Raw genomic sequence first — 25036 nt, 5'->3', positions numbered from 1 at the left:
GCCAGCCAATCCATGCAACGCGAGGACGCCGCTATGATCAAGGCCACTTTTTCTTGTCAAGCCGGCCGGGTGTCGCGACGCAAGCATGTGCGAGGCTTCACGCTGATCGAACTGATGATCGTGGTGGCCGTGATCGGGATCCTGAGCGCCATCGCCTACCCGTCCTACCAGTCGTACATCCGCAAGTCGCGCAGAGCCGACGCCAAGAATGCGTTGTTGGATCTGGCTGCAAGGGAGGAACGCGTGTTCAGCAATACCAATTCATATTCACTCGACCCGCCGACGCTCGGCTATGGCGCCGGGTCGACGTGGCCGTTCGACATCAATTCGAGCGGCTCGGCCTTCTACCAGCTCACGGTGGTCAGCGATGCCACGGGATACCTCGCCAAGGCGAAGCCCAAGACCGGTGGCCCACAAACCGCCGACACCGCCTGCCTCGAATTCCGGATCCAGGCGGACGGCACCAAGTCCAACTACGACCTGGCCGGCAACCTCCTGAGTCTGGCGAACTGCTGGTAGGCATGAGCGTTCGTCGGACTGCGGGGTACCTCGCGTGGGTACTCCTGATGGCGTTTTTCTTCGCTAACGTTGAAATCCAGATCGAAGGCAGCGCCGGCTGGGCCGCCAGCCTGCCGACCTGGCGCATCGAGAAGCACTGGCTGCTCGACATCTTCTGGGGCGGCCGCGCCATGACCGGCTACCACGCCTGGGTGTTCTCGTTCATGGCCCTGGTGTTCTTCTCGCCGCTCGCCTTCAACGGCAAGTGGCGCTGGCGCGATGCCGCGCTGGCGCTGGCCGGCGTGGTGACCTTCTGGATGGTAGAGGACTTCGTCTGGTTCGTGGCCAACCCGGCCTATGGCTGGGCCAGGTTCGATCCGGCGCACGTCGCGTGGCATCCGCACTGGCTGCTGGGTGCCCCCGTGGACTACTGGATCGGGCTTGGCGGTGCGGCGCTGATCCTCTGGCTCCTGCATCGAAGCCCTGCGCGGACGGGCTGGAAATGAGGCGCCATTCGCGACGGCACTCTGCCGTGCTCGACGTGCGCCCGGGGCACTGGGCCGAGCGGTTGCACAGCCACGTGCCGGGCGTCCTGCCGGAGAACCTGCACCGCGTCACACCGACGCTCTACCGCAGCGGCCAGCCGCGCCGGGACGATGCGCCCGCGCTGGAGGCGCTGGGCATCCGCACCGTGCTGAGCTTCCGCTCGTTCAACAGTGACGAGCGGGCGCTGGGCGACCATCCCGGCATCGAACGCCAGCGCGTGCGCATCGACACCTGGTCGATCAACGACGACGAGGTGTTGCGGGCGCTCATCGCCATTTGCGCGGCCGAGAAGAAGGGTCCGGTGCTGGTCCATTGCTGGCACGGCGCCGACCGCACCGGCGTGGTGATCGCGCTCTATCGCATGGTGGTCCAAGGCTGGAGCAAGGACGCGGCGCGCCACGAGATGTTCCGCGGTGGCTATGGGTACCACACGCTCTGGCGCAACATCCCGCGCTACCTGGAGCGCGTGAATGTGGAGGCGATGCGCAAGGCGCTTGCCGCGGCAGAGGGAATGGGCGCCGCGCCGCCCAAGTCGACGGTCGACGCCGAAGCGCCTGCGCTGCGCTGAGTCCCTGATCAAGCCCCGCGCGAGGATGCGCGGTCCGCGGGGACTTGGACGGTCTCCCTACTGATGCCGTGCCGCAGCGTGCCGCTTGCGCGTCGCTGCGGCCTTCTTCGCCGATGCCGAGCGTTCTTCCGCCGAGCGCGACGCCGAAGCCGCGCCGCCCAGTCGGCCGCCCTTGCGCGAGGGCGCGTGGTTCTCCGGCTTGCCGCGACCTGAGCCGCTCTTCTTGCCGCCACCGGTTTCCTTGTTCACCGTGGCCCAGGCGCGCCGCTCGGCTTCGCCTTCGCTCACACCGCGCTGCTCGTAGCCTTTTTCGATGTGCTCGGCCTGGCGTTTCTGCTTGTCCGAGTAGGAAGATTTATCACCTCTTGGCATGGTTGGCTCCTGCTTTCTGAAGGATGGAAGCAGCAGCCTGCGACGGTGGTGCGGGCGGCGTGTAGGAATGCCTTGGCATCACGCGTCGGCCAGCGCTTCGGGATAATCGGCGCCACCATGACCGATGCCACTTCCTCGACCGCTCCCGGCGCCGTGCGCCTCAACAAGCGCATGGCCGAACTGGGCCTGTGCTCGCGCCGCGAGGCCGATGCATGGATCGAGCAAGGCTGGGTCAAGGTCAACGGCCAGGTCGCGCCGATGGGCGTGAAGGTGACGCCGGACGACCGCGTCGAGGTCGACAGGAAGGCGCACGGCCACCAGGCCACGCAGGTCACCATCCTGCTGCACAAGCCCATGGGCTACGTGAGCGGCCAGGCCGAGGACGGCCACGAGCCGGCGGTGGTGTTGATCAACCCGCGCACCCATTGGCGCGAGGACCCCAGCACCAACCGCTTCTCGCCGCCGCAACTGCGCGGCCTCGCGCCGGCCGGCCGGCTCGACATCGACTCGGTCGGCCTGCTCGTGCTGACGCAGGACGGCCGCGTGGCGCGTCAGTTGATCGGCGAGGACTCGGGCATGGAGAAGGAATACCTGGTGCGCGTGACCTGGTCGCCGCCCGGCAGCGGCCCCGGCGACAAGGGCGACATCGCGACCGACGTGCAGAAGGTGTTTCCACCCGCGCTGCTCGCGCGACTGCGGCATGGGCTGAGCCTGGACGGCCAGCCGCTCAAGCCCGCGCGTGTGGACTGGCAGAACCCCGAGCAACTGCGCTTCGTGCTCACCGAGGGCAAGAAGCGCCAGATCCGGCGCATGTGCGAGCAGGTCGGCCTGAAGGTGGTCGGCCTCAAGCGCATCCGCATTGGGCGCGTGGTGCTGGGCAACCTGCCGGCCGGCCAGTGGCGCTACCTCGGGCTGCACGAAAAGTTCTAGCCCACCCCCGGGGGCCGTGAACGGGCTTCGCTGCACGCCCTCATGCACGCCTAACAATTCAGGCGTAGCCTCCTCGCCTGGATAGCTCCAGACCGAGGACAACCGTGCGCGCATTGCTGGTGGAAGACGACGAAATGATCGGGCGCAGCCTGCGCCAGGCCCTGGAAGGTGCGGGCTGGTCGGTCGACTGGGTGCGCGACGGCCCGCTCGCGCAAAGCGCGCTCGATGACGGCGACTACACCTGCGTGCTGCTCGACCTCGGCTTGCCGGGCCGGGACGGCGCCGAAGTGCTGCGCCGCGCCCGCGAAAGCGGCGATGCCACGCCGGTGCTGGTGCTCACGGCGCGCGGCGACATCGAGGACCGTATCCACGTGCTCGACCTCGGCGCGGACGACTACCTCCAGAAACCCTTCGCCTTTCGCGAGTTGCTGGCCCGCATGCGCGCCGTCGTGCGGCGGCGTGACGGGGCGGCGCATTCGCTGATCGGCTTCGGCGCGTTGCAACTCGACCTGACCACGCGCGAGGTGCTGCAGAACGGCGTGCGCGAGACGCTCACCGCGCGCGAGTTCGCGCTGCTGCATGCGCTGCTCGAACGCCCCGGCGCCATCCTGTCGCGCGAGCAATTGGAGAACCGGATCTACGGCTGGGGCGAGGAAGTCACCAGCAACGCGGTCGACGTGCTGATCCACGGCATGCGCCGCAAGATCGGGCCGGATGCGATCCGCAACGTGCGCGGTCTGGGCTGGCGCGTCGCGGTGCCCGCATGAGCTGGACCGGCGGGAGCCGCTGGCGCCCGCGCTCCCTGCGCACGCGACTGTTGCTGTGGCTTATCACGCTGCACCTGATCGCCGCGGCCGCCACCGCGTGGTTCTCCTGGGGCGCCTACGGGCGGATGGTGCACACCTTCATGGACGACCAGATGCGGCTGGTGGCCGAGTCCCGTGCCGGCAATCGCAAGCCCGGACCCTTGCAGATGCTGGATGCCACCGACGTGCAGGCGCACGGCGCGGTCGTTGTTCAGGAGTGGTCGGCCGACGGCGCTGCGCCGCTTGCGAGCGCCTATCCGGCCGCGGTCGTCCCGCTGCAGGAGACGCCGGGCTTTGCCGACGTGCGAACGGGCCCGGCCGAGGGGCAAGGCTGGCGCGTCTTCACGGTCCCTCTCGATGAAGAGCAGCCCGGGCATCCTCGCGTGCAGGTCATCCAGAGCGAGGCTTTCCGGCAAAAGCGCATCGCACGCCGCGCGCTCTATGAGGGCCTGCCGCTGGCGCTGATGCTGCCGGCCACGCTGCTGATGCTGTGGCTCATCGTAAGCGCCACCTCGCGCGCGCTGCGCGGCGTGGCGCGCGAGGTGGCGGCGCAGGACGAACGCTCCATGGCCGAGCTGCCGCTGGCGCGCGTGCCCGACGAGATCGGGCCGCTGGTCGCGGCCTTCAACACCCTGCTCGCGCGGCTGCGCAACGCCTTCGTTTCTCAACGCCGCTTCGTGCAGGACGCAGCGCATGAACTGCGCACGCCGATGACCGCCATCGGCCTGCAGCTCGAGAACCTGCGCAGCCATGTGCCAGAGGGCGAGGCGAGCGAACGCTTCTGGCAACTCGAGGCCGGCGTCACCCGCGCGCAGCACCTGATCGAGCAACTGTTGCAACTGTCGCGTCAGGAAGGGGCGGTCGATGATTCGCGTTCGCCGGTCGACGTGGCGGCGCTTCTGCGCGAGAGCCTGGGCCAACGCATGATGCTGGCCGACCAGCGCAGCGTCGACGTCGGCTTCGAGGGCCGCATCGCGCCGGTGCTCGATGCATCGCCGGCCGACCTGCACAGCGTGTTCGACAACCTCGTGGACAACGCCTTGCGCCACACGCCCGAAGGCGGCGCAGTGGACGTGCGCCTGCATGCGATCGAAGGCCGTGCCGTGGTCGATGTCGTCGACGATGGCCCGGGCATCGCGCCCGAATGGCGCGACCAGGTGTTCGACCGTTTCTTTCGCGTGCCGGGCACGCCGCCCGGCGGCAGCGGGCTGGGGCTGGCGATCGCGCAGGCCGCGGCGTCACGCCAGGGCCTGCGCATCGAACTGCGCGACCGGCAGGAGGACGGCGAGGGCACGCAGGGCCTCATCGCGCGCGTGCACCTGCTCACCCCTGCCTAAGACTTTGCTCATGGGACGCTCACTCTGCTTGCCTAGAGTGAAGGCTTTCCAGGAGACACCTCACCATGCAAGCAACCCTTCGACATCTCGTGACCGCCGCGGTGACCGCATGCGCCGCATTGAGCGTGGCGTCCGCCTTCGCGCAGCAGGCGCAGGACGAACGAGAATCCAGCGGCACAGAAGCCATCGGGCAATCCACCAGCCCGAGGATGATGAATTCGACAGTGCGCGCCGAGGACGTTCAGCGCGAGGCCATCGCCGCGGCCCATGCCGGCGGCAACAGCGAGGCCGTCGGCCAGTCGACGGCAGCGCCCGCGTTGAGTTCGAGCATGTCGGCCGACGAGGCTTACAAGGGCGCGGTGGCGGCTTCGCACGCGACCTCCAGCGAGTCCGTCGGCGAGACCACGGCGCACCGGCTGCCAGGCGCCGGCGGCTGAAATCAGGCCTACCCCCGAATGTGCCTGCGGCGCTTGGGCGGTCGCCTGAGGCAGCTCCTCGAGGGGACGCACCCGGCGGCCCGGCAAAGCCGGTTCCCCGGGGGGTGCCCACGAACAAGCGTCTGACAAGCTGATGCTGCTTCAGTCCTCCTTCAGCAAGACGTTGTAGATCACCGCACCGATGATCGCGCCGACGATCGGCGCCACCCAGAACAGCCACAGCTCCGACATCGCATAGGCAGGGCCGAACAGTGCGACGCCGGTGCTGCGTGCCGGGTTCACCGAGGTGTTGGTCACGGGGATCGACACCAGGTGGATCAGGGTCAGGCACAGGCCGATGGCCATGCCGCCGAAGCCGGCGGCTGCACGCTTGGCCGTCGCGCCGAGGATGACGATCAGGAACACGGCCGTCAGCACGATCTCGGTGACCAGCGCGGCCGTCATGTTGAACTTGCCTGGCGAGTGCTCGCCGAAGCCGTTGGTCGCGAAGCCGCCGATCTCCGCGCCGGCCTTGCCGGTGGCGATCACATAGAGCACGCCGCCTGCCGCGATGGCGCCCAGCACCTGCGCGATGACATAGCCCGCGAGTTCCGATGCGCGAAAGCGCCCGCCGAGCACGAGGCCCACCGACACGGCCGGGTTGAAGTGTCCGCCCGAGATCGGGCCGAAGGCATAGGCGCCGGTGAGCACCGTCAGCCCGAAGGCCAGCGACACGCCGAGAAAGCCAATGCCCAGTTGAGGAAACGCGGCCGCCAGGACTGCGCTGCCGCAGCCGCCGAAGACAAGCCAGAAAGTACCGGCGAACTCGGCTGACCACTTCTTGAAAGTGCTGTGTTCCATATCCCTGAAGTCCTTGTAGTGAATGCAAAAAAACGCCCGAACGGGGTCGGGCGGGGCGGATTGTGGAAGCGATATCGGCGCTTTGGCGACGTCTTGCGACCTGTGGTCATCGTCGGCGCGGAACCTGTTCACGAATCCCCCGGCTTTCCGGCGCCGGCGCGGCTATCCTGCGGTTTCATCTCAATTCACGGGGTTGCCGCATGTCTCCAGTTGCTGTCCAGGCCGTCGCCATCCGCTTGCCAGTTGACCTGGCCTTGCCATCCCGGGTCGATCCCCCGCGGGCATCGGTACAGGCACGGCGTGGCCTCGGGCGTTGGGCCGTGGCGGCAGCCGCGGCCTCCCTTTGCATGAGCACGTGGGCGCAACAGGGCACGGTCAATGCGCTGTGCAGCACCGATGCGGGCTGGTGCGAGGCCGCTGCGGCCGAGTTCACGCGCGCCACCGGCATCAAGGTCAACCAGGCGCACAAGGGCACCGGCGAGATCGGCGCGCAATTGCGCGCCGAGGCGGCCAATCCCAAGACCGACATCTGGTGGGGCGGCACCGGCGATCCCTTCCTGCAGGCGGCCGAGCAGGGCCTGCTCGATGCCTACCGGCCGACCTACCTGAACGACCTGTTCGACTGGTCCGTGCGGCAATATGCGATGAGCGGCAACCAGGTTGGCGGCTTCTACACCAGCACCATCGGATTCGGCTTCAACACCGACGTACTCCGCAAGAAGAAGCTGCCCGAGCCCAGGTGCTGGGCCGACCTGGTCAAGCCCGAGTACAAGGGCGAGATCGAGATCTCGCATCCTGCCACCAGCGGCACGGCGTACACCATCATCGCGGGCCTGGTGCAATTGATGGGCGAGGATGCCGCCTTCGACTACATGAAGAAGCTGCACAGGAACGTCACCAGCTATACCCGCAGCGGCCAGGCGCAGGCGCCCAGCGTGGCCAAGGGCGAAGTCGGCATCGGCGTGAGTTTCCTGTTCGGCTTCGAGCGCTGGCGCTACGACAAATTTCCGGTGAAGACCGCATCGCCCTGCGAGGGCGCGGGCTACGAGATCGGCGGCATCGCGCTCGTCAAGGGCGCACGCAACAAGGCCAACGCTGTTCGGTACTACGACTGGTTGATGAGCCCGGCGGGCCAGTCCATCGGCGCGAAGGCCGGCAGCTTCCAGACCCCCGCCAACAAGACCTTCAAGCCCGACCCGCGCATCCCCTCATCGGACGGCGTCAAGCTCATCAAGTACGACTTCGAGAAGTACGGCAAAGCCGCCGAGCGCAAGCGGCTGATCGACAAGTGGACAAGCGAGGTCGAGTCGCAGCCACGCTAAGTCGGCCGGGGGCCCGGCCCGAACACCGCGGAACCGGGTTTGCCGGGCTGCGGGTGTTGCCGCCGCCAGCGCCTGGATGAGCGACCCGAAGCGTCGTGAGCCCGGCGTCGAGCCTCAGGTGCTGCAGGCCTTGTTGTGTGAGGCGTGCATGCCCTTCGCCTTGGCGTCGGCCTCGCTCAGGTACTCGCCCTTCTTGGTCTTGCCGTAGTACTTGTCGCCCATGCAGTGGTAGACCTTGGTCTCGTCGTTGGCCCACACCTTGCCGGCGCCGCCGCCGGGCGCTTGCACCATCGATGCGGTCTTGTCGGTGGAAGCCGGTGCCTTTGCCGCGGTGGCTGCGGGCTTGGCCATGGCGGGCGCGGCGGCAGCGGCTGCTGGCGCTGCTGCGGCTGTTGCTGGCGCTGCCGCGGCGGCCGGCGCAGGCGCCGCAGCGCCGGCAGTCTTGCCGTACCAGGTCTTGATCCCCTTGTGGCCGCGGCACGCGCCCGACTTGGTCTCGGGGCTGGCGTAGCTGTCGTCCTTGCATTGCACGGTGGTGCCGGCCGGTGCGTCGGCGGGCACCTGCGCCTGAGCGGCGACGGCGCCGAACAGAAGGCACGACGCGGCTAGCAGCGACCGGGTGGGATGAGAAAAGTTCATGGCGTTCCCTGTGTGGAGGTTGTGGATCGATCTGCAGCTTGGCCCCTCAACCCCACGTCAACCTGACCAGGACCTACCGCTCGCGCTGCACCGCGAAGTCCGCCGTCGCGGCGCTGCGCACATACACCTGTACCTTCGTCCCCTCGCGCACCGCCGGCATCCACGGCAGCGGCAGGTTGTCGGGCACCAACTCCACCTCGTAGGCGCCCGCGGCCACGGCCGGAAAGCTGTAGTAACCCTGCGCGTCGGTGCGCGCCACGTAGCGGCCGTTCAGCATCACGGTGACGTTGGGCACGCCGCCTTCGCTCGCCTCGCGCTTGCCGTTGTGGTCCTGGTCGAAGAACACATGGCCTTCGACGCGGCCAGAGCCCGCACCCGGAGCGCCGCCGATCGGCGCACTGCTGCTGCCCGCGCGGCTCTCGTAGCGCAGCGCCAGCAGCATCGACCGCCCTGAAGGCTGCACCAGCGTGGGCTGCAGCGTCGCCACCGTCAGCGCGGAAAGCACGGCCGGGTTCAACTGCTCCTGCCCGCGCGACGCCGCGTATTGGGCGACGAACGACCAGCCCGGCGCCAGCGGCCACACCAGCCGCACGTTGGCGTTCAGGAAGCGGTTGGCGGTGTCGCCCACGCCCTGGCTGCCACGCACCGTGAGGTCGAGGCGCGCACCGCTTGTGCCCGGCAGCGGCGCGGTGCCCAGCACGCCCCACTGCACGCTGCGCGCGGTGTCGCCGCCCTGGTACGAATGCTCGAAGGCCAGCGTGGTCGACAAGGTCTGGCTCTCGCCCACCTTCCAGCTGTGGTCCACGCCCGTGCGCACGACGCGCAGGTCCTTCCCGAGCGCGACGTCCGTCCGCCACTGCGTGTAGCCCCACGCCGACTGGTGCTCCCACGTCAACTGCGCGGACTGCGCCGCATACGCCCCGCTGCGAACGGCCACGTTGCCCGAGACCGCGTCGCGCGAATCGAGACGGTAGCGGCCGAAGACGTTCACATACAACGAGCGGTTCTGCGGGCCGGTGACGCTGTCGCTCCATTCGGTGTTGAGGCCGAGCTGCCACTGGCGCGTCTGCATGTCGCCGCGCCAGGTCATGCCCTTGATGTTGGCCGGCAGCCCGTCCGCGCCCCACCGCAACTGCGGCTCGAAGTAATAGGCGGAGGCCGACTGCTGCAGCCACGCGCTGCGCCAGTTGGCGTCGACCCAGGCGCCGCTGGCCGAGTCGCGGCCGGCGAGCGAATAGCCGCTAGAAGGCTGGCTCGTGCTGCCCACCACCTTGCCCTGCACCCGCATGCCGCCGACGCGCTCGCCGATGCCGCCCTGCCCGGCGCCGAGCGTATCGGCCCACGGCGCGACGCCTTGCCATGACGCCGCGGCCCACAGCGCACGGGTGTCTTGCCGGAAGCCCGCCACGCCGTTCGGATTGACATCGCGGCTTTCGATGAACTGCGCGGCGGCGTCGACGCGCCCCGGCGCATCCGGTTGGTCGGCGCCGGCGAGCTGGGTCTGCGCGCCGAAGCCTGCGGCGGTGCCCTTGCCCGTCGCGAAGCCCTGCGAGTCGAGGCCGGAGAAGTAGCCGAGGCGGCCGGCCGAGGCATTGAAGCTGGTGCGTCCGGGGCGCTCGAGCGTCGCCGCCATGCCCTCGATCGACAGGGCCGGGAGCGTCACGCGGCCGATGCCGCGCCCCATCGGCGCGACGGCCATGTTGATGTTGCCGGCGCTGCTGTTGCCGAACCAGCCGCCGTCGAAGGGCATCGCGCGCTGGTCGATGCGCCAGGTGTTGCCGGTCTCGTAGCGATAAGGCGCCAGGGTGTAGTTCGCGCCGAAATTGCCGGCGATCGCCGTGTCGGAATAGGTGTTGCGATAGCGGTTGAGGTTCAGGTTGGCCGACAGTGCGCCGTAGTCGGGCGTGTCGACGTAGCCGGAGAACAGCACCGCTTCATTGCGCGCCTCGGCCTGGCCCGATTGCCGTGTGGACTGCAATTCGGCACTCCAGCCGCGCGGCCAGCCGGAGGTCGCTGCGGGGTCCGCTTCGGCCAGGTCGGCTTGCGGCCCGGCGTCGAGCACGCGGTCCTCATAGACGCTGGCCGCGGGCGCCGTCTGCGCCAGGGCGCTGGCCCCGCAGAGTCCCAGCGCCGCCGCGCAGGCGAGCCGGCGCGTCATCGCGCGAAGCGCTTGTCGATCGCCGTCGTGCCGCTGCGTCCCCACTCGACCTTGCCCTGGATGGTCAGTGGGAAGGCCACGGCCACGGCGGCATCAGCGTCGCCTGGCTTGCTCGGGACGAGGGCCACGTCGCGCGTGTCGCCGGGCAGGATGGCCAGGGCCTCAGGCTGGAATTCGAGCCGGGCGTCGCTGGCGTCCGTCCCGGCCAGGTAGCCTGCGAGGCGACCGTGCGCGTTGCCGGTGTTGCGCACGCGGAGATAGGGCAGGGCCTGACCGTCGACCTGCCTCACGCCGCTGCCGGTCACGTCGATGACGGGCGACACCTTGCCCACGGCCACATAGACGATCACCGCGATGCGGCCCGAGAACGTCAGCGGCATGCCCGCCGCCGAAGCGTCGTCCTTGCCTTCCACCATCAGTGCGAAGCGGCACTCCACCGGCGGCGTGTCCGGCGGCGGCACGACTTCGAAGCGGAAGCGATAGGGCCGTCCCTGGCCGATGCTGAGCTCGCGCCGCTCGATTGCCACCCACGGCCGGCAGCTGCCCGGCGCCAGCGCATCGGAGAACTCGACGCTGCCGTCGGGCTTCATGCGCCAGTCGGCGGTGCGGACCGTGTAGCTGCCCGAACCCGCCGCGGTGTGCGTCAACTCGATGGTGTCGCGAACGCGGTCGCCCGCCTCGGCCTCCAGTTCGAAGCGTGGCGGCGAAATGGCGAGCGCGAACTGCGCATGCGCAGGCAAGGCCACGGCTGCGCACCAGAGCGCGGCAGCGAGCCGGCAGCCCGCGCGCCAGCGAAGCAGGTGCGGCTTCATGGAGTGACCTCGATCTCGAAATGGAACTGGAGCGCCTGTGCGCGCGCGAGCCGCCGGCCGTCGGCCGTGAGCTGGAACAGCAGCGTCTCCTGCAGGAAGGGCTCGCTCACCACGCCTTCGAACACCACGGTGCGGGTGCCGGCCCGCATCTGGCCCGGCAGCAGGCGACCCTGCGTGCGCCAGCTCACGCTCAACTGGTCGCCTTCGGTGGGCGCCAGCGCAAGGTAGATGCGGGCTTGCCGATGCACCCACGCGCCGAGGTTGAGCCGGGCCGCGACGGCCACCTGGCCTTCGACCGTGTTGTCGGCGGCGCGCCCGGGTGCCAGGCGGCGCCAGCGCATGGGTGTCACGGCCGGGCTGCTGACGGTGCCGGTGTCGTCGATGCGGTAGGTGGTCGCCGCCATCGCCGGGGGTGCGGGCAGCGCGCTCGCCGCCAGGGCCAGCGCCTTCGTGAGCGCGCGGGTCCCGCGCAGCGCGAGGTGCTTCATGGCGCGGTCAGCGTGTAGACGGCGCGGCCCGAATAGGTGCCGCCGGGCACCAGCCGTGTGTTGAGGTAGCGAAACGCGAGGCAGCTCTCGAACCACGTATTGCGCGCGACCGAGAGCAAGGTGCTGGTCGCGCCCGTGCCCGGGAATCGGCCGCTGGGAATGGTCGGCGTGACATCTTCCAGGCCAGCCGAGGTCCACTCGATTTCGCTGAAGGGCAGCGTGGCGCCGCTCGCGCTGACCAGGTTGGGAGGCGCGGTCACGGTGAGCGTGGCCGCGGCACCCGCACCGGCACCCGGCACGCGGAAAAAGCCGCCCACGTACACCTCTCCGTTGACCGTCGGCGTGCAGTAGCCCGCGAAGTCGTCGTAGGGACTGTTGCTGACCGGGCTGTCGGTCGCCATGGCATAGGGGGTGCCGGAGCCTGAGCCCGCCGCAGGCACCGTCACGCTGACCTGGTTGACGGTGCTGTTGTTGGGGGGAAGGCCGCCGCCCGCGAGCACGGCGCCCAGCGAACTGCCGACGCCCACCTGCAGGTACAGCGTGCGGCTGCCGGCCGTGATGGCGATGGTGTACGCCTGCGCATCCAGCGCGGCGGCCAGCAAGGCGAGCAGCATCGCCGACGCGCGCAGGCGTGGCGATGCGCCCGGAGCGGGGACGCGTGTGTCCATGGCGCGCAGGCCGTGTCCGTGCGGCGAGGGCTGGGCCCGACGCTCAGGGCACTGCTGTGGCGGTGTAGGTCACTCGTCCGTTGTTGGCTGCCGTGTCGCCGTAGACGCCGGCCGGCAGTGCCGCGGTATTGGCATAGGCGAAGACCCAGCTGCCCTCGCGACGCACCAGCCCCGCGGGGCTGCCGCCGCCGGCCCCGGTCAGCGCCACCGCTGCCGAAGTGCCGCCGGAGGCGCCGGTCGTGAAGGCCGGGTGCGGAATGGCGATGTTGGAATAGCCTGCCGTCGGGGTCGCCAGCGACGCCGTCGTGACGGCGATGTCGGACCACGGCACGGAGGCGGCGCCGCCAGCGGTCATCGGGCCGGTCGTGGTGCTGGTCAGGTCGACCCGGCTGCCGGTGTTGGAGTAGACCCGCACGGTCACGCCGGTGCCGCCGAGGAGGTCGCCGCCGGTGGTCGGCGCCACGGCGGTTCCGTTGCCGACGTTGCCCGCGGGCACGTCGAATTCGATCTTGTTGATGGTGCCGAGGGCCGCCAGCGGCGCCGCTGCACCGGTGCCGACCTGGAGAAACAGCACCTTCGGGATGGTGATCCTGAAGTCGAGTCGTGCACTGGCGGGCGCGGGCGCCGCGGCGGTGAGGCTGTTGGTGACGGTGGATTCGGCCTGGGCGGCCAGTGGCACGAGCAACGCGGCGAGCGCGGACGCGAGTAACAGCTTTTTCATATTCGATCCCTGAGTGACTGACAAAGAAGGGTGACAGGCCTTGCCGACGCAAATGTAAGCCGCACCCTGCGAAACTGGGCGCATTCGTCATTCAAACTGTTCTCAACCTTCAATAAATCACGAAAAGGCGTATGGAAAATGCATCAGGCTTTTGTGCCTGTCAGTGAAATGGATTACAAGGCGCGCCGCGCCGCGCTTGAAAATACGGCTGCAATGACCAACTGAACCCGGGCGGCTCCGACCGGCTTTGATCGGCCGCCCTTTTGACCATCGAAAACTCTTATTTCCATGACCAGCGCCAGCACCAAACTCCCGTTCCAGGCCGAAGTCGCCCAGCTGCTTCACCTCGTCACCCATTCGCTCTACTCGAACAAGGAAATCTTCCTGCGCGAGCTGATCTCGAACGCATCGGACGCGTGCGACAAGCTGCGCTTCGAGGCGATCAACGACAGCGGCCTGTACGAGGACGCGCCCAATCTCGAGGTGCGCGTGTCCTTCGACAAGGCCGCCCGCACGCTCACCATTGCCGACAACGGCATCGGCCTCAGCAAACAGGAAGCCATCGACAACCTCGGCACCATCGCCAAGAGCGGCACCAAGGACTTCATGAGCAAGCTCAGCGGCGACCAGAAGGCCGACGCGCAGCTCATCGGCCAGTTCGGCGTGGGCTTCTACTCGGGCTTCATCGTGGCCGACAAGATCACCGTCGAATCGCGCCGCGCCGGCATGGTGGCGGGCGAAGGCGTGCGCTGGGTGAGCGGTGGCGCCGGCGACTTCGAAGTGGAATCCATCGACCGCCCGCAGCGCGGCACCAGCGTCACGCTGCACCTGCGCGAAGACGCGGAGGACTACCTCAACGCCTGGAAGCTCAAGCAGGTCATCGGCAAGTATTCCGACCACATCTCGCTGCCCATCCTCATGGAAAAAGAGGAATGGAAAGAGGGCGAGAACGACCAGCCCGGCGACATGGTGAAGACCGGCGAATGGGAGCCGGTCAACAAGGCCAGCGCCCTCTGGACCCGCGCCAAGAAGGACATCACGCCCGAGCAGTACAGCGAGTTCTACAAGACCATCAGCCACGACTACGAGGCGCCGCTGGCCTGGAGCCACAACCGCGTCGAAGGCAGCACCGAGTACACGCAACTGCTGTTCATCCCGTCAAAGGCGCCGATGGACCTGTGGAACCGCGACAAGAGCGCAGGCCTCAAGCTCTACGTCAAGCGCGTCTTCATCATGGACGATGCAGAGGCGCTGCTGCCGAGCTACCTGCGCTTCGTCAAGGGCGTGATCGACTCAGCCGACCTGCCGCTCAACGTGAGCCGCGAACTGCTGCAGGAAAGCCGCGACGTGAAGGCCATCCGCGAAGGCAGCACCAAGCGTGTGCTGTCGATGCTGGAAGACCTGGCGAACAAGGCTGCCGCAGCCACAGCCGAGCCTGCTGCACCCGCCGCCGACAAGCCTGCTTCCGATGAAGTCACCGATGTGGTCGACAAGAAGGAAGAAAGCGAATCGAACAGCGAGGACGCCGGCAAGTACGCGAAGTTCTACGCCGAGTTCGGCGCCGTGCTGAAGGAAGGCCTGGGCGAGGACCACGGCAACCGTGACCGCATCGCCAAGCTGCTGCGCTTCGCCTCCAGCACCACCGACACCGTGAGCGTGGGCCTGGCCGACTACAAGGCCCGCATGAAGGAAGGCCAGGACGCGATCTACTACATCACGGCCGACACGCTCGCCGCCGCGAAGAACAGCCCGCAGCTCGAACTGTTCAAGAAGAAGGGCATCGAGGTCCTGCTGATGACCGACCGCGTCGACGAATGGGCGCTGAGCTACCTGCACGAGTTCGACGGCACGCCGCTGCAAAGCGTGGCCAAGGGCGCGGTCGACCTCGGCAGCCTGCAGGATGAAGACGAGAAGAAGGCCGCCGAAGCCGCCGCGGAGACCTTCAAGCCTGTGCTCGAACGCCTGAAGGAAGCGCTGAAGGACAAGGCCGAGGACGTGCGCGTGACCACGCGCCTGGTCGATTCACCGGCCTGCCTGGTGGTCAAGGACGGCGGCATGAGCACGCAGCTCGCCCGCATGCTGAAGCAGGCCGGCCAGCCCGCGCCCGACCTGAAGCCCGTGCTGGAGGTCAATGCCGAGCACGCGTTGGTGAAGAAGCTGGAGACATCGGCACATTTCGACGACCTGGCCAACATCCTGTTCGACCAGGCCTTGCTGGCCGAGGGTGGACTGCCGCAAGATCCCGCTGCCTATGTGCGCCGCGTCAACGCTCTCCTGATTTAGGCTCGGGCGCGATGGTCGGGCACCGAGTCCGGCCGTTCATTCAGGGAAGTGCCATGACCATCGCCAGTTCACATCAAAGTCCCGCCTCCCGCACCATGCGCCACATCGGCGCGTGCGGCGCCCTGCTTGCGGCCAGCCTCGCGGTGGGCGGGTGCGCAGTCGGCGCCGGCATCGCGGTGCCGATCGTCCCGGGCATCTCGCTGAGTCTCGGCGTCGGCCCCGGCGGACCGGCCCTCGGCATCAACACCGGCTGGGGCCCGCTGGGCGCAGGCGTCGGCATCAATCACCTGGGCCAGGTCTACGCCAGCGCAGGTGCAGGACTGGGTGTTGGCGTCGGCGTTGGCGGGGTGGGCGTGGGGGTTGGCAAGAGCGTGATCCTGCATGACCCGCAGGCGTCGGCGCAAAGCGCGATCGTGGTCGGCGCCGCGCCGCTGGGGTCGCCCGGGAACCCGATCGCGCCCTGAGAAGGTGTGAATATTTCTACTGCGGACCCTCGCTACGAAGTCTTCACACCTTCTGAGGCGAATCCCCAGGCGGTCGAGGCTCTTGGCGCATGCCATTCGGGCGTCTTCAGCGGTGGTACGAGAGGGCCTGTTCGTCCGCCTTTTGGTGATCGAGCGTATGCGCGCCGAAACCGCGAAACAGCCCGCCGGCCATGTCGACGGCCGAATAGGCCATCACCAGCAGCGCCGTGCCAAGCCAGCGCAGGCCGCGCACGCGGGGGAGGTCCTGGTGGTTGATGGCGCGCAGGCTGAAGACCATCCGTGACGCTTGCACGCACAGCGTGCCGATGGGGCCGCTGCGAGCCAGCCACTGCAGCGGCGCGGGCACGCAGGTCTCGACCAGCAACGGTGTCAGGCCGCGGCTGTCCTGCCCTCGCAACCAGCGCAGCTTGAACCAGTCGCGGCGCGTGCCTGGAAGACGGTGCTGGGTGTGGGCGCGGGCCTCGTAGCAGACCGGCACGCCGGCCGCCTGCAGCCGCAGGCCCAGCACTTCGCATTGGGCGCGGTAGACGCCGTCCAGCACCTGGTAGCTGTACCGCTCGAACACGTCCCGTCGGAACACCACGTTGTTCGCATAGAAGTTGCGCGTGCCGCCCTGGCGCAGTGGGCTCGGGAAATACATGAAGTCCAGCGTTGTCAGCGCGATGCCCGTCAGGCTGGTGTCGTAGCTTGTGCGACCGGCAACGACCGAGGGCCCCTCGGGGCCGTCGAGCGGCTCGAGCAGGCGTTCGAGCCAGTCGGCCGCCGGCAGGCAGTCGGCATCGGCAAAGGCGACGTAGTCGCAAAGCGCCGCATCGGTCATGTCGAACCCGACGTTCTTGGCATCGTAGTAGCCGGTGTAGGGGTCGATCGCGACGAAGTCGATCGGCCGCTGAGCAAGGCGCTCGATGCTCTTGCAGATGTGGGGAGGAAGTCCGTCGTGCGTGATGACGACCTGTGCGAGCGACGTCAGCGGCAGCGTCTGCTGGCCCAACAGCAAGATCAGCCGCTGCAGGCTGGAGGAGACGAGCTCCATGCCGGGGCCGTCGTGAAGATTGTTGGTTTCGAGCACCAGCGCCGTACGCGCCGCGGTTGCACTTGACATGGTGGGTCCCTGAAGTTGCGAGGTATGTTCCTCGTTGAGGCGGAATTTACTCCTTTTCATTCAGGGAAAAGTGCGACCGCGAGTGGCCTGGATGCCCGCTCTCGCGGCGTTTGCCGCGATGAAGCGCATTGCGCCGGTGTAGGACTTGACTGTTGCGCGGGAAGCACGGGAAAGCGTGTCCGCCGGCCGGCTTGCCCACGTCCTTGGTGCGACGCGTCGGCGCTCAGCCGGTGATGTCGGCCGCCTTGAGGAAGCCATCCCCCGGCGTCAGCGGCGCGTGCCGATAGCTGGCCGGCGTGCGGCTCAGCTTCACCGGCGCACCGATGCCGCGGTAGCTGCCTTCCAGTTCCACCACCATCTCGCGGTGCGCGGTGTGCGGATGGTTCAAGGCCGCGTCGACCGGCAGCACCGGAGCCGCGGGAACGCCAGCGGCCATGAGCTGGTCGACGAGCGTGCGCCCGTCGAAGGAGGCCAGCGCCGCCTCGAGCTTTTCCTTGAGCGCGACGCGGTTCGTGGAGCGCGAGCCGGCGTCGCGGAACAACGGGTCTTGCGCGAATTCGGCTTGGCCGATGACGCGGCAGAAGCTGGCGAACTGCCGGTCGTTGCCCACCGCCAGGAAGATCGGGTCGGTGCCGGTGTTGAGCGCGTCGTAGGGGTAGATGTTGGGGTGCGCGTTGCCGGTGCGCTTCGGCTTGCGGCCATCCATGAACCAGTTGGCCGCGTGCGGGTGCAACAGCGAGAGGCCGCTGTCGTACAGGGCCGCCTCGACAAACTGGCCCTTGCCACTGCGCTGGCGCTCCTGCAAGGCGAGCAGCACGCCGATCACGGCGTTGAGGCCGGTCACCATGTCGACCACCGGCAGGCCCACGCGCAGCGGGTCGCCCGAGGCTTCGCCGTTGATGCTCATGATGCCGGTCATGGCCTGCACCGCGGCGTCGTAGCCCGGCAGCGCGCCGAGCGGGCCGTCGGCACCGAAGCCCGACACGCGGCACCAGACCAGCTTGGGAAAGCGCTTCGACAAGTCGTCGTAGCCAATGCCCCAGCGCTCCATCGTGCCGGTCTTGAAGTTCTCGATCAGCACGTCGGCCTCGGCCACCAGTGCCAGCAAGGCTTCGCGGCCTTGCTCGCTGCCGAGGTCGAGCGACATGGTGCGCTTGTTGCGGTTGAGCCCGTGGTAGTACGAGGCCACGCCGTCGCGGAAGGGCGGGCCCCAGGTGCGCGTGTCGTCGCCCTGTGGCGGCTCGACCTTGAGCACGTCGGCGCCGTGGTCGCCGAGGATCTGGCCGCAGTACGGGCCGCCGAGGATGCGCGAGATGTCGAGCACGCGGATGCCCGCGAGGGCGCCGGTGTTGGCTGGGGTGGTCATCGAAGACTTCCTTTGGGGAACTTGAGAGGGGTCGAGGGTCAGGCGCTCGCGGCGCGCTCGACCAGCTTGAAGGTGCCGGTCGCCAGCGCCAGCAGCTCGCCCTGCACGTTGCGCGCCTCGCCGCGCACGAAGCACAGCGAGCGGCCGCGCCGCTCACAGGTGGCGGTGCCGATCACGTCGCCGTTGCAGGGGGCGACGAAGTGCAGGGCCATGTCGACCGTGACGACGCCGAAGCGCACCGGCGCATGCGCGCGCGCGGCGCTGGCCAGCGTGCAGTCGAGCAGCACCGCGAGCGCACCGCCATGCACGTCGCCGCGGCTGTTGGTGTGCAGTTCGTTGCGCGGCATGCGCACGGTGGCGTGCATGTCGCCGATCTTCTCGCCGCGCAAGCCGAATGCCTGCGCCATCGGCATCGGCAGGCCGAACAGCATGCCCGGGGCTTCGTTCTCGAAGGGTTTCATGCCGAGTGCGCGAGGCCCTTGGCGTGCAGCTCGGCGATCTGCGATGCATCCATCGACAGCCAGTGCGCGAGGACTTCATCGGTGTGCTGGCCCAGCTGCGGCGGCGCGCGGTAGCTCACCGGGCTGTCGCTCATGTTGAGCGTGCTGCGCAGGATGGGAATGGTGCGGCCGCTGCCGTGGTCGACCTGCACCGTCATCTTGCGGTGGCGCACCTGCGGGTCTTCGAAAACCTGGTCCATCGTGTTGATGCGGGTGCAGGGAACCTGGGCGGTCTCCAGCAACGCGAGCCAGTGCGCGGTGGTTTCGCGCGCGATCCTTGGTTCCAGTTCGGCGTGCAGCGCCTCGCGCTCGACGACGCGCTGGCCGTTGGTGGCGAACCGCGGGTCGGTCACCAGTTCCGGGCATCCGAGCACGCCGCACATGGCGACGAACTGCCGGTCATTGCCTGCCGCCATCACCGCCCAGCCGTCGGCCGTACGGAACACGCCCGAGGGCGCTGCGATCGGGTTGTTGTTGCCCTGGCGCGAAGGCACTTCGCCGTTGAGCAGGAAGCCCTGCGCCAGGTGCACGTTGAAGCCGATGCTGGCATCGAGCATGGCCGCGTCGATGAACTGCCCGCGTCCGGTGACGCCGCGCTGGATCAGCGCACCCAGCACGGCCAGGCTGGCCTGGTAGCCGGTGACGAGGTCGGTGGTCGGGATCGCGGTGCGCATCGGCGCGCCGTCGGCCGGGCCGCAGGTGCTCATCATGCCGGTCATGGCCTGCATGATGAAGTCGTAGGCCGGACGCGGTGCATAGGGGCCGTCCTGCCCGAAGCCCGTGACCGAGCAATAGATCAGGCGCGGGTTCAGCTCGCGCAGCGTCTCGTAGTCGAGCCCGTAGCGGCGCAGCGTGCCGGCCTTGAAGTTCTCGACCAGCACGTCGCATTCGGTCGCCAGCGCGCGGACGAGATCGGCGCCCTCGGGTTTCGAGAAGTCGATGGCGATGGAGCGCTTGTTGCGGTTGCAGGCCAGGAAGAAGTTGGAGTCGCGGCCCTTGCCGGGCTGCGGCGCTTCCATGGCCACGCCGAGTTCGCGCGCGTCGTCGCCGCGGCCGGGCGCTTCGATCTTCACGACGTCGGCACCCAGGTCGCCGAGCAGCTGGGCGCACCAGGGGCCAGCCAGTACGCGGCTCAGGTCTAGCACGCGAACGCCGTCGAGGGCGCGGGGGGATGTTGTTGCAGTGGTCATCGGATGTTCATTCCAGCAGGCCGGCCTTGCGCAGGCGCGCAACACGATCTTTCTCGCGGGCATAGGCCGAGAGGGCGTACTTGCGATAGTCCTCGGGCCCCATGTAGTTGACCGACTGGTTCAACTTGTCGAGCACGGCCAGGCCGGCGGGCGATTCGAGCGCCTTCTTGAATGCATCGTGGATCACCTTGACCTTGGCCGGGTCCATGCCGGCCGGGCCCGCGATGCCGTAGGGCGATTCGATGAAGGCGTCGACGCCTTGCTCCTTGAGCGTCGGCAGGTCGGGGTAGCGCTTCACGCGCTTGGGCGTGAGCATCGCGAGATAGCGCATCTTGCCCGCCTCGATGTGCGGAGTGGCCACGCCAGACAGCGGCGCCGCGTCGATGTGGCCGCCGAGGATGGCGGTGGCCACGTCCGCGTCGCCCTTGTACGGGACCATGTTGAACTGCAGGTTGGCAGCGGCGCCGATCTCATCCATCACGATGCGCGGCGTGCCGACCGCGCCGGTGGCGCCCACGTTGACCTTGCCCGGACGCTTCGCGACATCCGCGGCAAAGTCCTTCCACGTCTTCCACGGCGCATCGGCCTTGACCGTGAGGCCGAAGGTGTAGTCCGACAGCATCAGGATGTACGAGAAGCTGGTGGCTGGGTCGAAAGTGACCTTGTTGACGTAGGGCTCGCGGTAGACGGAAGCGGGCAGCACCGCGAGCAAGTAGCCGTCGGGGTTGGCGCGCGGCATCGCGGCCGCGGCGTTGATGCCGTTGGCGCCAGGCTTGTTGTCGAGCACGATGGCCTGGCCCAGCAGCTTGCCGGCCTCATCGGCCAGCACGCGCAAGTGCTGGTCGGTCGGGCCGCCGGCGGCGTAGGGGACGATCAGGGTGATCGGCTTGTCGGGATAGCCGGCCGCCATCGCGCTGCCGGCGGTGCAGGCCAGTGCGGCGGTTGCGGCGGTCAGAAGGTGTCTGCGGGTGAGTGGGAAGGTCATGTCTTGTCTCCTTGATGTTGTTGGATTCGAGGCCTGTTCACACTGGCGTTAGTCGAGCTGGGCGCCCGATTGCTTGACGACGCTGGCCCATTTCGTCGTCTGCGTACTGATGAACTTGCCGAGTTGCTCGGGCGCGGTCGACGGGGCCGGCTCCAGCCCTTGCGCCGCCAACAGTTCCTTCACCTTGGGTGTGGCCATCACTTCGGCGAAAGCCTTGTTGAGCTTGGCGATGCGATCCGGCGGCGTGCCGGCCGGCGCGACGATGCCGAAGAACACGCTGACGTCGTAGCCCGGCACACCTTGCTCCGCCACGGTCGGCACGTTGGGGAGTGCCTGCGAGCGCGTGGCGGTCGTGATGCCGAGGGCGTGCAGCTTGCCGGACTTGACGTAGGGCAGGGCGGTGAGCACGTCGGTGAAGCTCATGCTGACCTGGCCGCCGAGCAGGTCGGTCAAGGCCGGGCCGGTGCCCTTGTACGGGATGTGCTGCAGGTCGACGCCGGCCATGGTGTTGAACATCACGCCAGCCAGGTGCGACGAGGCTCCGTTGCCCGAGGAGGCATAGCTCAGCTTGCCGGGGTTGGCCTTGGCATAGGCGATGAGTTCCTTCACGTTCTTGACGGGCACCGCCGGATTCACGACCAGGATGTTCGGCAGGTGGCCGACCTGGATGATGGGCGCGAAGCTTTTCACCGGGTCGTAGCCGATCTTGCGATAGAGGCTGGAGTTGATGGCGAGCGGGCCCGAGGTGCCGAACAGCAGGGTCTGGCCGTCGGGCGCGGCGCGCGAGACGTATTCCGCGCCGATGTTGCCGCCGGCGCCGGCGCGGTTCTCCACGATCATGGGCTGGCCGAGGCGGTCCTTCATCTCCGCGGCGAGGGTGCGCGCCATGGCGTCGGTCGGGCCACCGGGCGGGAAGGGGATGACCAGCATGATGGGCTTGTCGGGAAAGCCTTCCGCGTGGGCCGCGGGCAGCAGCGGGAGGGCTGCAACGCAGGCAAGCAACAGGGTCTTGAACAGTTTCATGTTTGTCTCTGGTGATCTTCTTGGGGCTGTGTCAGGCGGGGATCGCGGCGGTGGCTGGCGCAGCTTGCGTCCAGTCGGCCGGGATGCCTGTGGGTGAGAGCGGGTCGCGCGGCAGCACGCGGTGCAGCAGCACGAGTTGCGACCAGTCGATGCGCTGGGCCGAGCCGCCGCGTGCGCCTTCCCAGGCCATCGCGATGGCGCTGCACGTGTGGTACAGCGCGGAGGCGGCCTGGCGGGCGATGACGTCGCCGTCCTTGGCTGCTTCGGATGCTTGCATAGCAAGGGCGCAGGCGCGGTCCAGTGCGCCGCGCAGCGCGGTCGCGAAGGCCGGCGCGATGGGCGCATCGTCGAGCAGCGCGCCGAAGTGCGCCTGCAGCGCCGGCAGCGAGTTCTCGCGCGTCACCGCGCGGATCACGTCGAGCGCGACGATGTTGCTGGTGCCTTCCCAGATCGAGCCCAGGTGGGCATCGCGCACGAGGCGCGGGTCGGACCATTCCTCGATGTAGCCGCAGCCGCCGCGCACTTCCATCGCATCGCCCGTGACCTTGCGCGCATCGCGGCAGGCGCGGAACTTGATGAGCGGCGTAAGGATGCGCAGCAGCGGGTAGGCAGCGGTTTCACCGCCGTCGGAGCGCATCAGCGCCTGCGCGGTCTGGAACACCATCGTGCGGGCCTGCTCGGCCGGCAGGCGCAGCTTCTGCAACTGCTTCTGCATCAGCGGCATGTCGGCCAGGCGCTTGCCGAAGGCTTGCCGCTGGCTCGCGATGTATTCGGCCTCGGCACAGGCGCGGCGCATCAGGCCGGCCGCGCGCACGCCGTTCGACAGGCGCGAGTTGTTGACCATGTCGGCCATCTGCACGAAGCCGCGGCCCTGTTCACCGACGAGGTAGGCGATGGCGCCTTCGAGGCGGATCTCGCCGCTGGCCATCGAACGCGTGCCCAGCTTGTCCTTGAGGCGGATGATGCGGTAGTGGTTGTGCGAGCCATCGTCGAGCTGGCGCGGCAGCAGGAACAGCGACACGCCCTTCATGCCGGCGGCGGAGCCTTCGACGCGAGCGAGCACCATCGCGAAATCGGCGTCGGGGTTGGAGCAGAACCACTTGTCGCCGCTCAGGCGCCATTGGCCGTTCTTGTCCTGCGCGGCGCTGGTGACCGTGGCCGCGATGTCGGAGCCTGCGGCCTGCTCGGTCATGAACATCGCGCCTTGTGCGAGCTCATCGAAATCCACCGACTGGAAGCGTGGCAGAAAGCGCTCGACCAGCTCGGGGCTGCCGAACTTCTTCAGCGTGCGCGCCAGCGAATCGGTCATCGATACCGGGCAGCACAGTCCGAACTCGGCCTGCACGAACAGGTAGGTCAGCACGTACTTGATGAGCGGCGGCATCTTGCCCTTCCAGCCCAGCGTCTCCTCGCGGTGCGACATCGCGGCCAGGCCGAATTCGCTGAGCGCGAGGCGTTCCATCTCGACGTAGGCCGGGTGCTTGTTGACGCGCTGGTCGTCGATGCCGGTGCGGGTGCGCAGCGAGAGCGTGGGCGGGTTGACGTCAGCGGTGTGCGCCAGCTCGTCGAGCGGGCCGCCGGCCAGCGCACCGAGGCGCTCGAAGTGCGGCTGCATGTGGCGCAGCAGGTCGCTCGGCAGATAGAGCGCGAGCAGCTTGTGCAGTTCGGTGTCGGTGGTGAAGAGGTTCTGGCCGTGGCGGTCCGGAACGGGATGGGCGGTAAGGTCTGCCATGTCTTGTCTCCTTCGGTTCGGGCCGATTGTTGGCATTGCGACGATATCTGTCTAATATCAAATTTGTCTTGTTCGATTTGATTGACCTATCGATGGAATTGCGGCACCTGCGTTACTTCACCGTTCTCGCGGAAGAGTTGCACTTCGGCCGTGCGGCGCGCCGCCTGTCGATCTCGCAGCCGCCATTGAGCGTGGCCATCCGCCAGCTCGAGTCCTCGGTGGGCGCGCGCCTGTTCGAGCGCAACAGCAAGGAAGTGCGGCTCACGCCGGCCGGCGAGGCGCTACGTGCCTCCGCGCAGACGCTGCTGCGACAGGCCGACGAAGCGGCGTTGGAGGCTCGCGACGTGTCGCAAGGCTCGGCCGGGCGCCTGCGTATCGGCTTTGTCGGGGCCATGCTGTACCGCGGGCTGCCGCAGGCGCTCGCGGCCTTCCAGTCGGCGCACCCGGCGGTGCGCGTCTCGCTGTCGGAACTCAACTCGGGCCAGCAGATCGCCGAACTGATGCACGACCACATGGATGTCGGCTTCGTGCACACCAGCCGGATTCCTGCGGAACTGCGGCATGTGCTGCTGATGTCGGAGCCCTTTGCAGCGTGCGTGCCGGCAGGGCATCGGCTGGCGCGCAGGCGCACGCTCGACCTGGCGAGCCTGCGCAACGAACCTTTCGTGCTGTTTTCGCGCGAGGCCTCGCCGGACTACCACGAGCGCATCCTCTCGATCTGCGCCGGCGCTGGCTTCCGGCCCGAGGTGCGCCATGAAGTGAGGCATTGGCTGTCGGTGGTGTCGCTGGTGTCGCAGGGCATGGGCGTGGCCCTGGTGCCGACCGCAATCCAGCATGCTGCCCTGCGCGGCGCCGTGTTTCGGCCGCTGGAGGACGACGTGCCGGGCTCGGATGCCTACTGCGTGTGGCGCAGTGGTCCGGACAACGCGGTGGTGCAGAACTTCCTGCGGGTCGTCCAGCAGAAATAGCACCCACCCCCGAATGCGCCTGCGGCGCCACGGGCCGGCCGCTGTGGTCGCCGGTTTCACGCGTTGCGGGCACGCATACACTGCAAGAAAACGCCCCAAACGAAATGCGGTGCTTGGCGCCTGTCGGCGCACTGCACACGGGGACTTGCGAGCGGGATCACGCCGACGGCGTACTCTGCTCCGCGAATGTCCCCCGGCCTGCGGCCTCCTCCTTTATTTCGCTGCGCAGAGCACACCATCGACGTGATCCTTCAAGGCGG

General features: G+C 68.2%; 27 protein-coding genes. 12 read left to right on the top strand and 15 right to left on the bottom strand.

Annotation, left to right across the window (positions count from 1 at the left end; genetic code table 11):
* Positions 1–12: 12 nt before the first annotated feature.
* Genes HCU76_RS29425 through HCU76_RS29415 form a run of 3 tightly spaced genes read left to right on the top strand, consistent with a single transcriptional unit; the run spans position 13 to position 1612 of the window.
* Positions 13–519 carry a type IV pilin protein gene (locus tag HCU76_RS29425; protein WP_275946394.1) on the top strand — a complete coding sequence of 169 codons (507 nt, stop codon included), beginning with the start codon at positions 13–15 and terminating at the stop codon, positions 517–519.
* Positions 520–566: 47 nt separating this feature from the next.
* Positions 567–1004 carry a hypothetical protein gene (locus HCU76_RS29420; protein ID WP_345944597.1) on the top strand — a complete coding sequence of 146 codons (438 nt, stop codon included), beginning with the start codon at positions 567–569 and terminating at the stop codon, positions 1002–1004.
* A gap of 26 nt (positions 1005–1030) precedes the next feature.
* Entirely contained in the window at positions 1031–1612 is a 582-nt protein-coding gene (locus HCU76_RS29415; RefSeq protein WP_345944598.1) for a tyrosine-protein phosphatase, read from the top strand.
* A gap of 57 nt (positions 1613–1669) precedes the next feature.
* On the opposite strand, the gene HCU76_RS29410 is transcribed toward HCU76_RS29415, so the two are convergent.
* A complete protein-coding gene (locus HCU76_RS29410; protein ID WP_213952715.1) occupies positions 1670–1984 on the bottom strand; it encodes a plasmid stabilization protein in 315 nt (104 codons plus the stop codon).
* A gap of 117 nt (positions 1985–2101) precedes the next feature.
* On the opposite strand from HCU76_RS29410, the gene HCU76_RS29405 reads away from it, so the two are divergent.
* The 4 genes from HCU76_RS29405 (at position 2102) to HCU76_RS29390 (ending at position 5494) form a co-directional block, all read left to right on the top strand.
* On the top strand, positions 2102–2914 hold the full coding sequence (locus tag HCU76_RS29405) for a pseudouridine synthase (RefSeq protein WP_213953276.1): 813 nt from the start codon (positions 2102–2104) through the stop codon (positions 2912–2914).
* A 104-nt stretch (positions 2915–3018) separates the two neighbouring features.
* Positions 3019–3681, top strand: a complete 663-nt coding sequence (locus HCU76_RS29400) for a response regulator transcription factor (protein ID WP_213952716.1) — start codon at positions 3019–3021, stop codon at positions 3679–3681.
* Positions 3678–5057 (top strand): HAMP domain-containing sensor histidine kinase, encoded by a 1380-nt coding sequence (locus HCU76_RS29395; protein ID WP_213952717.1) that lies wholly within the window; start codon positions 3678–3680, stop codon positions 5055–5057. The genes HCU76_RS29400 and HCU76_RS29395 overlap by 4 nt, the downstream gene beginning before the upstream one ends.
* Positions 5058–5122: 65 nt before the next feature.
* Positions 5123–5494 carry a hypothetical protein gene (locus HCU76_RS29390; protein WP_213952718.1) on the top strand — a complete coding sequence of 124 codons (372 nt, stop codon included), beginning with the start codon at positions 5123–5125 and terminating at the stop codon, positions 5492–5494.
* Between the two features lie 141 nt (positions 5495–5635).
* Here the strand turns inward: HCU76_RS29390 and aqpZ are convergent, their stop codons facing one another.
* Complete coding sequence (aqpZ, locus tag HCU76_RS29385) at positions 5636–6334, bottom strand: aquaporin Z (RefSeq protein WP_213952719.1); 699 nt, start codon at positions 6332–6334, stop codon at positions 5636–5638.
* Positions 6335–6681: 347 nt separating this feature from the next.
* On the opposite strand from aqpZ, the gene HCU76_RS29380 reads away from it, so the two are divergent.
* Positions 6682–7656 carry an ABC transporter substrate-binding protein gene (locus HCU76_RS29380; protein WP_213952720.1) on the top strand — a complete coding sequence of 325 codons (975 nt, stop codon included), beginning with the start codon at positions 6682–6684 and terminating at the stop codon, positions 7654–7656.
* Positions 7657–7770: 114 nt separating this feature from the next.
* Here the strand turns inward: HCU76_RS29380 and HCU76_RS29375 are convergent, their stop codons facing one another.
* The 6 genes from HCU76_RS29375 to HCU76_RS29350 all read right to left on the bottom strand — a co-directional run bounded on the left by HCU76_RS29375 (position 7771) and on the right by HCU76_RS29350 (position 13142).
* The gene (locus HCU76_RS29375; protein ID WP_213952721.1) at positions 7771–8295 is read right to left on the bottom strand and encodes a DUF3761 domain-containing protein; all 525 of its coding nucleotides are present in this window, start codon (positions 8293–8295) and stop codon (positions 7771–7773) included.
* 73 nt (positions 8296–8368) lie between these two features.
* On the bottom strand, positions 8369–10453 hold the full coding sequence (locus HCU76_RS29370) for an SdrD B-like domain-containing protein (protein ID WP_218511259.1): 2085 nt from the start codon (positions 10451–10453) through the stop codon (positions 8369–8371).
* A complete protein-coding gene (locus tag HCU76_RS29365) occupies positions 10450–11265 on the bottom strand; it encodes a hypothetical protein (protein WP_213952723.1) in 816 nt (271 codons plus the stop codon). Before HCU76_RS29365 ends, HCU76_RS29370 begins: the two co-directional genes overlap by 4 nt.
* On the bottom strand, positions 11262–11753 hold the full coding sequence (locus tag HCU76_RS29360; RefSeq protein ID WP_213952724.1) for a hypothetical protein: 492 nt from the start codon (positions 11751–11753) through the stop codon (positions 11262–11264). The genes HCU76_RS29365 and HCU76_RS29360 overlap by 4 nt, the downstream gene beginning before the upstream one ends.
* The gene (locus tag HCU76_RS29355) at positions 11750–12421 is read right to left on the bottom strand and encodes a hypothetical protein (RefSeq protein WP_213952725.1); all 672 of its coding nucleotides are present in this window, start codon (positions 12419–12421) and stop codon (positions 11750–11752) included. Before HCU76_RS29355 ends, HCU76_RS29360 begins: the two co-directional genes overlap by 4 nt.
* Positions 12422–12464: 43 nt before the next feature.
* Positions 12465–13142: a hypothetical protein gene (locus HCU76_RS29350; protein ID WP_213952726.1), complete on the bottom strand. Its 678-nt coding sequence runs from the start codon at positions 13140–13142 to the stop codon at positions 12465–12467.
* Between the two features lie 30 nt (positions 13143–13172).
* On the opposite strand from HCU76_RS29350, the gene HCU76_RS29345 reads away from it, so the two are divergent.
* The 3 genes from HCU76_RS29345 (at position 13173) to HCU76_RS29335 (ending at position 15889) form a co-directional block, all read left to right on the top strand.
* Positions 13173–13367 carry a hypothetical protein gene (locus tag HCU76_RS29345; RefSeq protein ID WP_213952727.1) on the top strand — a complete coding sequence of 65 codons (195 nt, stop codon included), beginning with the start codon at positions 13173–13175 and terminating at the stop codon, positions 13365–13367.
* Positions 13368–13430: 63 nt separating this feature from the next.
* Positions 13431–15425 carry a molecular chaperone HtpG gene (htpG, locus tag HCU76_RS29340; protein ID WP_213952728.1) on the top strand — a complete coding sequence of 665 codons (1995 nt, stop codon included), beginning with the start codon at positions 13431–13433 and terminating at the stop codon, positions 15423–15425.
* A gap of 53 nt (positions 15426–15478) precedes the next feature.
* Entirely contained in the window at positions 15479–15889 is a 411-nt protein-coding gene (locus HCU76_RS29335; RefSeq protein WP_213952729.1) for a hypothetical protein, read from the top strand.
* Positions 15890–15995: 106 nt separating this feature from the next.
* On the opposite strand, the gene HCU76_RS29330 is transcribed toward HCU76_RS29335, so the two are convergent.
* From HCU76_RS29330 to HCU76_RS29300, 7 genes are all read right to left on the bottom strand, one after another.
* Complete coding sequence (locus HCU76_RS29330; protein WP_213952730.1) at positions 15996–17012, bottom strand: glycosyltransferase family 2 protein; 1017 nt, start codon at positions 17010–17012, stop codon at positions 15996–15998.
* Positions 17013–17235: 223 nt separating this feature from the next.
* Complete coding sequence (locus tag HCU76_RS29325; RefSeq protein WP_213952731.1) at positions 17236–18378, bottom strand: CaiB/BaiF CoA-transferase family protein; 1143 nt, start codon at positions 18376–18378, stop codon at positions 17236–17238.
* Between the two features lie 38 nt (positions 18379–18416).
* Positions 18417–18839, bottom strand: coding sequence for a PaaI family thioesterase (locus HCU76_RS29320; RefSeq protein WP_256354556.1), 423 nt, complete (start codon positions 18837–18839; stop codon positions 18417–18419).
* Entirely contained in the window at positions 18836–20068 is a 1233-nt protein-coding gene (locus HCU76_RS29315; protein ID WP_213952732.1) for a CaiB/BaiF CoA-transferase family protein, read from the bottom strand. Before HCU76_RS29315 ends, HCU76_RS29320 begins: the two co-directional genes overlap by 4 nt.
* A 7-nt stretch (positions 20069–20075) precedes the next feature.
* Positions 20076–21053, bottom strand: a complete 978-nt coding sequence (locus HCU76_RS29310; protein ID WP_213952733.1) for a tripartite tricarboxylate transporter substrate binding protein — start codon at positions 21051–21053, stop codon at positions 20076–20078.
* 48 nt (positions 21054–21101) lie between these two features.
* The gene (locus HCU76_RS29305) at positions 21102–22076 is read right to left on the bottom strand and encodes a tripartite tricarboxylate transporter substrate binding protein (protein WP_218511258.1); all 975 of its coding nucleotides are present in this window, start codon (positions 22074–22076) and stop codon (positions 21102–21104) included.
* A 31-nt stretch (positions 22077–22107) separates the two neighbouring features.
* Positions 22108–23808, bottom strand: coding sequence for an acyl-CoA dehydrogenase family protein (locus tag HCU76_RS29300; protein ID WP_218511257.1), 1701 nt, complete (start codon positions 23806–23808; stop codon positions 22108–22110).
* Positions 23809–23900: 92 nt separating this feature from the next.
* Here HCU76_RS29300 and HCU76_RS29295 point away from each other — a divergent pair, with 92 nt between their 5' ends.
* Positions 23901–24776 carry a LysR family transcriptional regulator gene (locus HCU76_RS29295; protein WP_213952736.1) on the top strand — a complete coding sequence of 292 codons (876 nt, stop codon included), beginning with the start codon at positions 23901–23903 and terminating at the stop codon, positions 24774–24776.
* Positions 24777–25036: the final 260 nt, after the last annotated feature.

The sequence above is a fragment of the Variovorax sp. dw_308 genome (genome assembly GCF_019207085.1).
In the GTDB taxonomy this organism is placed as follows: domain Bacteria; phylum Pseudomonadota; class Gammaproteobacteria; order Burkholderiales; family Burkholderiaceae_C; genus Variovorax.
Note: the sequence above shows the minus strand (reverse complement) of the source record. Positions and strands in the feature narration are given on the sequence as shown.

Bases quoted from the DNA above. Each gene is read 5' to 3' on its own strand.
- HCU76_RS29425 (WP_275946394.1), top strand. From the start codon at position 13: ATGCAACGCGAGGACGCCGCTATGATCAAGGCCACTTTTTCTTGTCAA.
- HCU76_RS29420 (WP_345944597.1), top strand. From the start codon at position 567: ATGGCGTTTTTCTTCGCTAACGTTGAAATCCAGATCGAAGGCAGCGCC.
- HCU76_RS29410 (WP_213952715.1), bottom strand. From the start codon at position 1,984: ATGCCAAGAGGTGATAAATCTTCCTACTCGGACAAGCAGAAACGCCAG.
- HCU76_RS29405 (WP_213953276.1), top strand. From the start codon at position 2,102: ATGACCGATGCCACTTCCTCGACCGCTCCCGGCGCCGTGCGCCTCAAC.
- HCU76_RS29395 (WP_213952717.1), top strand. From the start codon at position 3,678: ATGAGCTGGACCGGCGGGAGCCGCTGGCGCCCGCGCTCCCTGCGCACG.
- HCU76_RS29390 (WP_213952718.1), top strand. From the start codon at position 5,123: ATGCAAGCAACCCTTCGACATCTCGTGACCGCCGCGGTGACCGCATGC.
- aqpZ (WP_213952719.1), bottom strand. From the start codon at position 6,334: ATGGAACACAGCACTTTCAAGAAGTGGTCAGCCGAGTTCGCCGGTACT.
- HCU76_RS29380 (WP_213952720.1), top strand. From the start codon at position 6,682: ATGAGCACGTGGGCGCAACAGGGCACGGTCAATGCGCTGTGCAGCACC.
- HCU76_RS29375 (WP_213952721.1), bottom strand. From the start codon at position 8,295: ATGAACTTTTCTCATCCCACCCGGTCGCTGCTAGCCGCGTCGTGCCTT.
- HCU76_RS29370 (WP_218511259.1), bottom strand. From the start codon at position 10,453: ATGACGCGCCGGCTCGCCTGCGCGGCGGCGCTGGGACTCTGCGGGGCC.
- HCU76_RS29365 (WP_213952723.1), bottom strand. From the start codon at position 11,265: ATGAAGCCGCACCTGCTTCGCTGGCGCGCGGGCTGCCGGCTCGCTGCC.
- HCU76_RS29360 (WP_213952724.1), bottom strand. From the start codon at position 11,753: ATGAAGCACCTCGCGCTGCGCGGGACCCGCGCGCTCACGAAGGCGCTG.
- HCU76_RS29355 (WP_213952725.1), bottom strand. From the start codon at position 12,421: ATGGACACACGCGTCCCCGCTCCGGGCGCATCGCCACGCCTGCGCGCG.
- HCU76_RS29350 (WP_213952726.1), bottom strand. From the start codon at position 13,142: ATGAAAAAGCTGTTACTCGCGTCCGCGCTCGCCGCGTTGCTCGTGCCA.
- htpG (WP_213952728.1), top strand. From the start codon at position 13,431: ATGACCAGCGCCAGCACCAAACTCCCGTTCCAGGCCGAAGTCGCCCAG.
- HCU76_RS29335 (WP_213952729.1), top strand. From the start codon at position 15,479: ATGACCATCGCCAGTTCACATCAAAGTCCCGCCTCCCGCACCATGCGC.
- HCU76_RS29330 (WP_213952730.1), bottom strand. From the start codon at position 17,012: ATGTCAAGTGCAACCGCGGCGCGTACGGCGCTGGTGCTCGAAACCAAC.
- HCU76_RS29325 (WP_213952731.1), bottom strand. From the start codon at position 18,378: ATGACCACCCCAGCCAACACCGGCGCCCTCGCGGGCATCCGCGTGCTC.
- HCU76_RS29320 (WP_256354556.1), bottom strand. From the start codon at position 18,839: ATGAAACCCTTCGAGAACGAAGCCCCGGGCATGCTGTTCGGCCTGCCG.
- HCU76_RS29315 (WP_213952732.1), bottom strand. From the start codon at position 20,068: ATGACCACTGCAACAACATCCCCCCGCGCCCTCGACGGCGTTCGCGTG.
- HCU76_RS29310 (WP_213952733.1), bottom strand. From the start codon at position 21,053: ATGACCTTCCCACTCACCCGCAGACACCTTCTGACCGCCGCAACCGCC.
- HCU76_RS29305 (WP_218511258.1), bottom strand. From the start codon at position 22,076: ATGAAACTGTTCAAGACCCTGTTGCTTGCCTGCGTTGCAGCCCTCCCG.
- HCU76_RS29300 (WP_218511257.1), bottom strand. From the start codon at position 23,808: ATGGCAGACCTTACCGCCCATCCCGTTCCGGACCGCCACGGCCAGAAC.
- HCU76_RS29295 (WP_213952736.1), top strand. From the start codon at position 23,901: ATGGAATTGCGGCACCTGCGTTACTTCACCGTTCTCGCGGAAGAGTTG.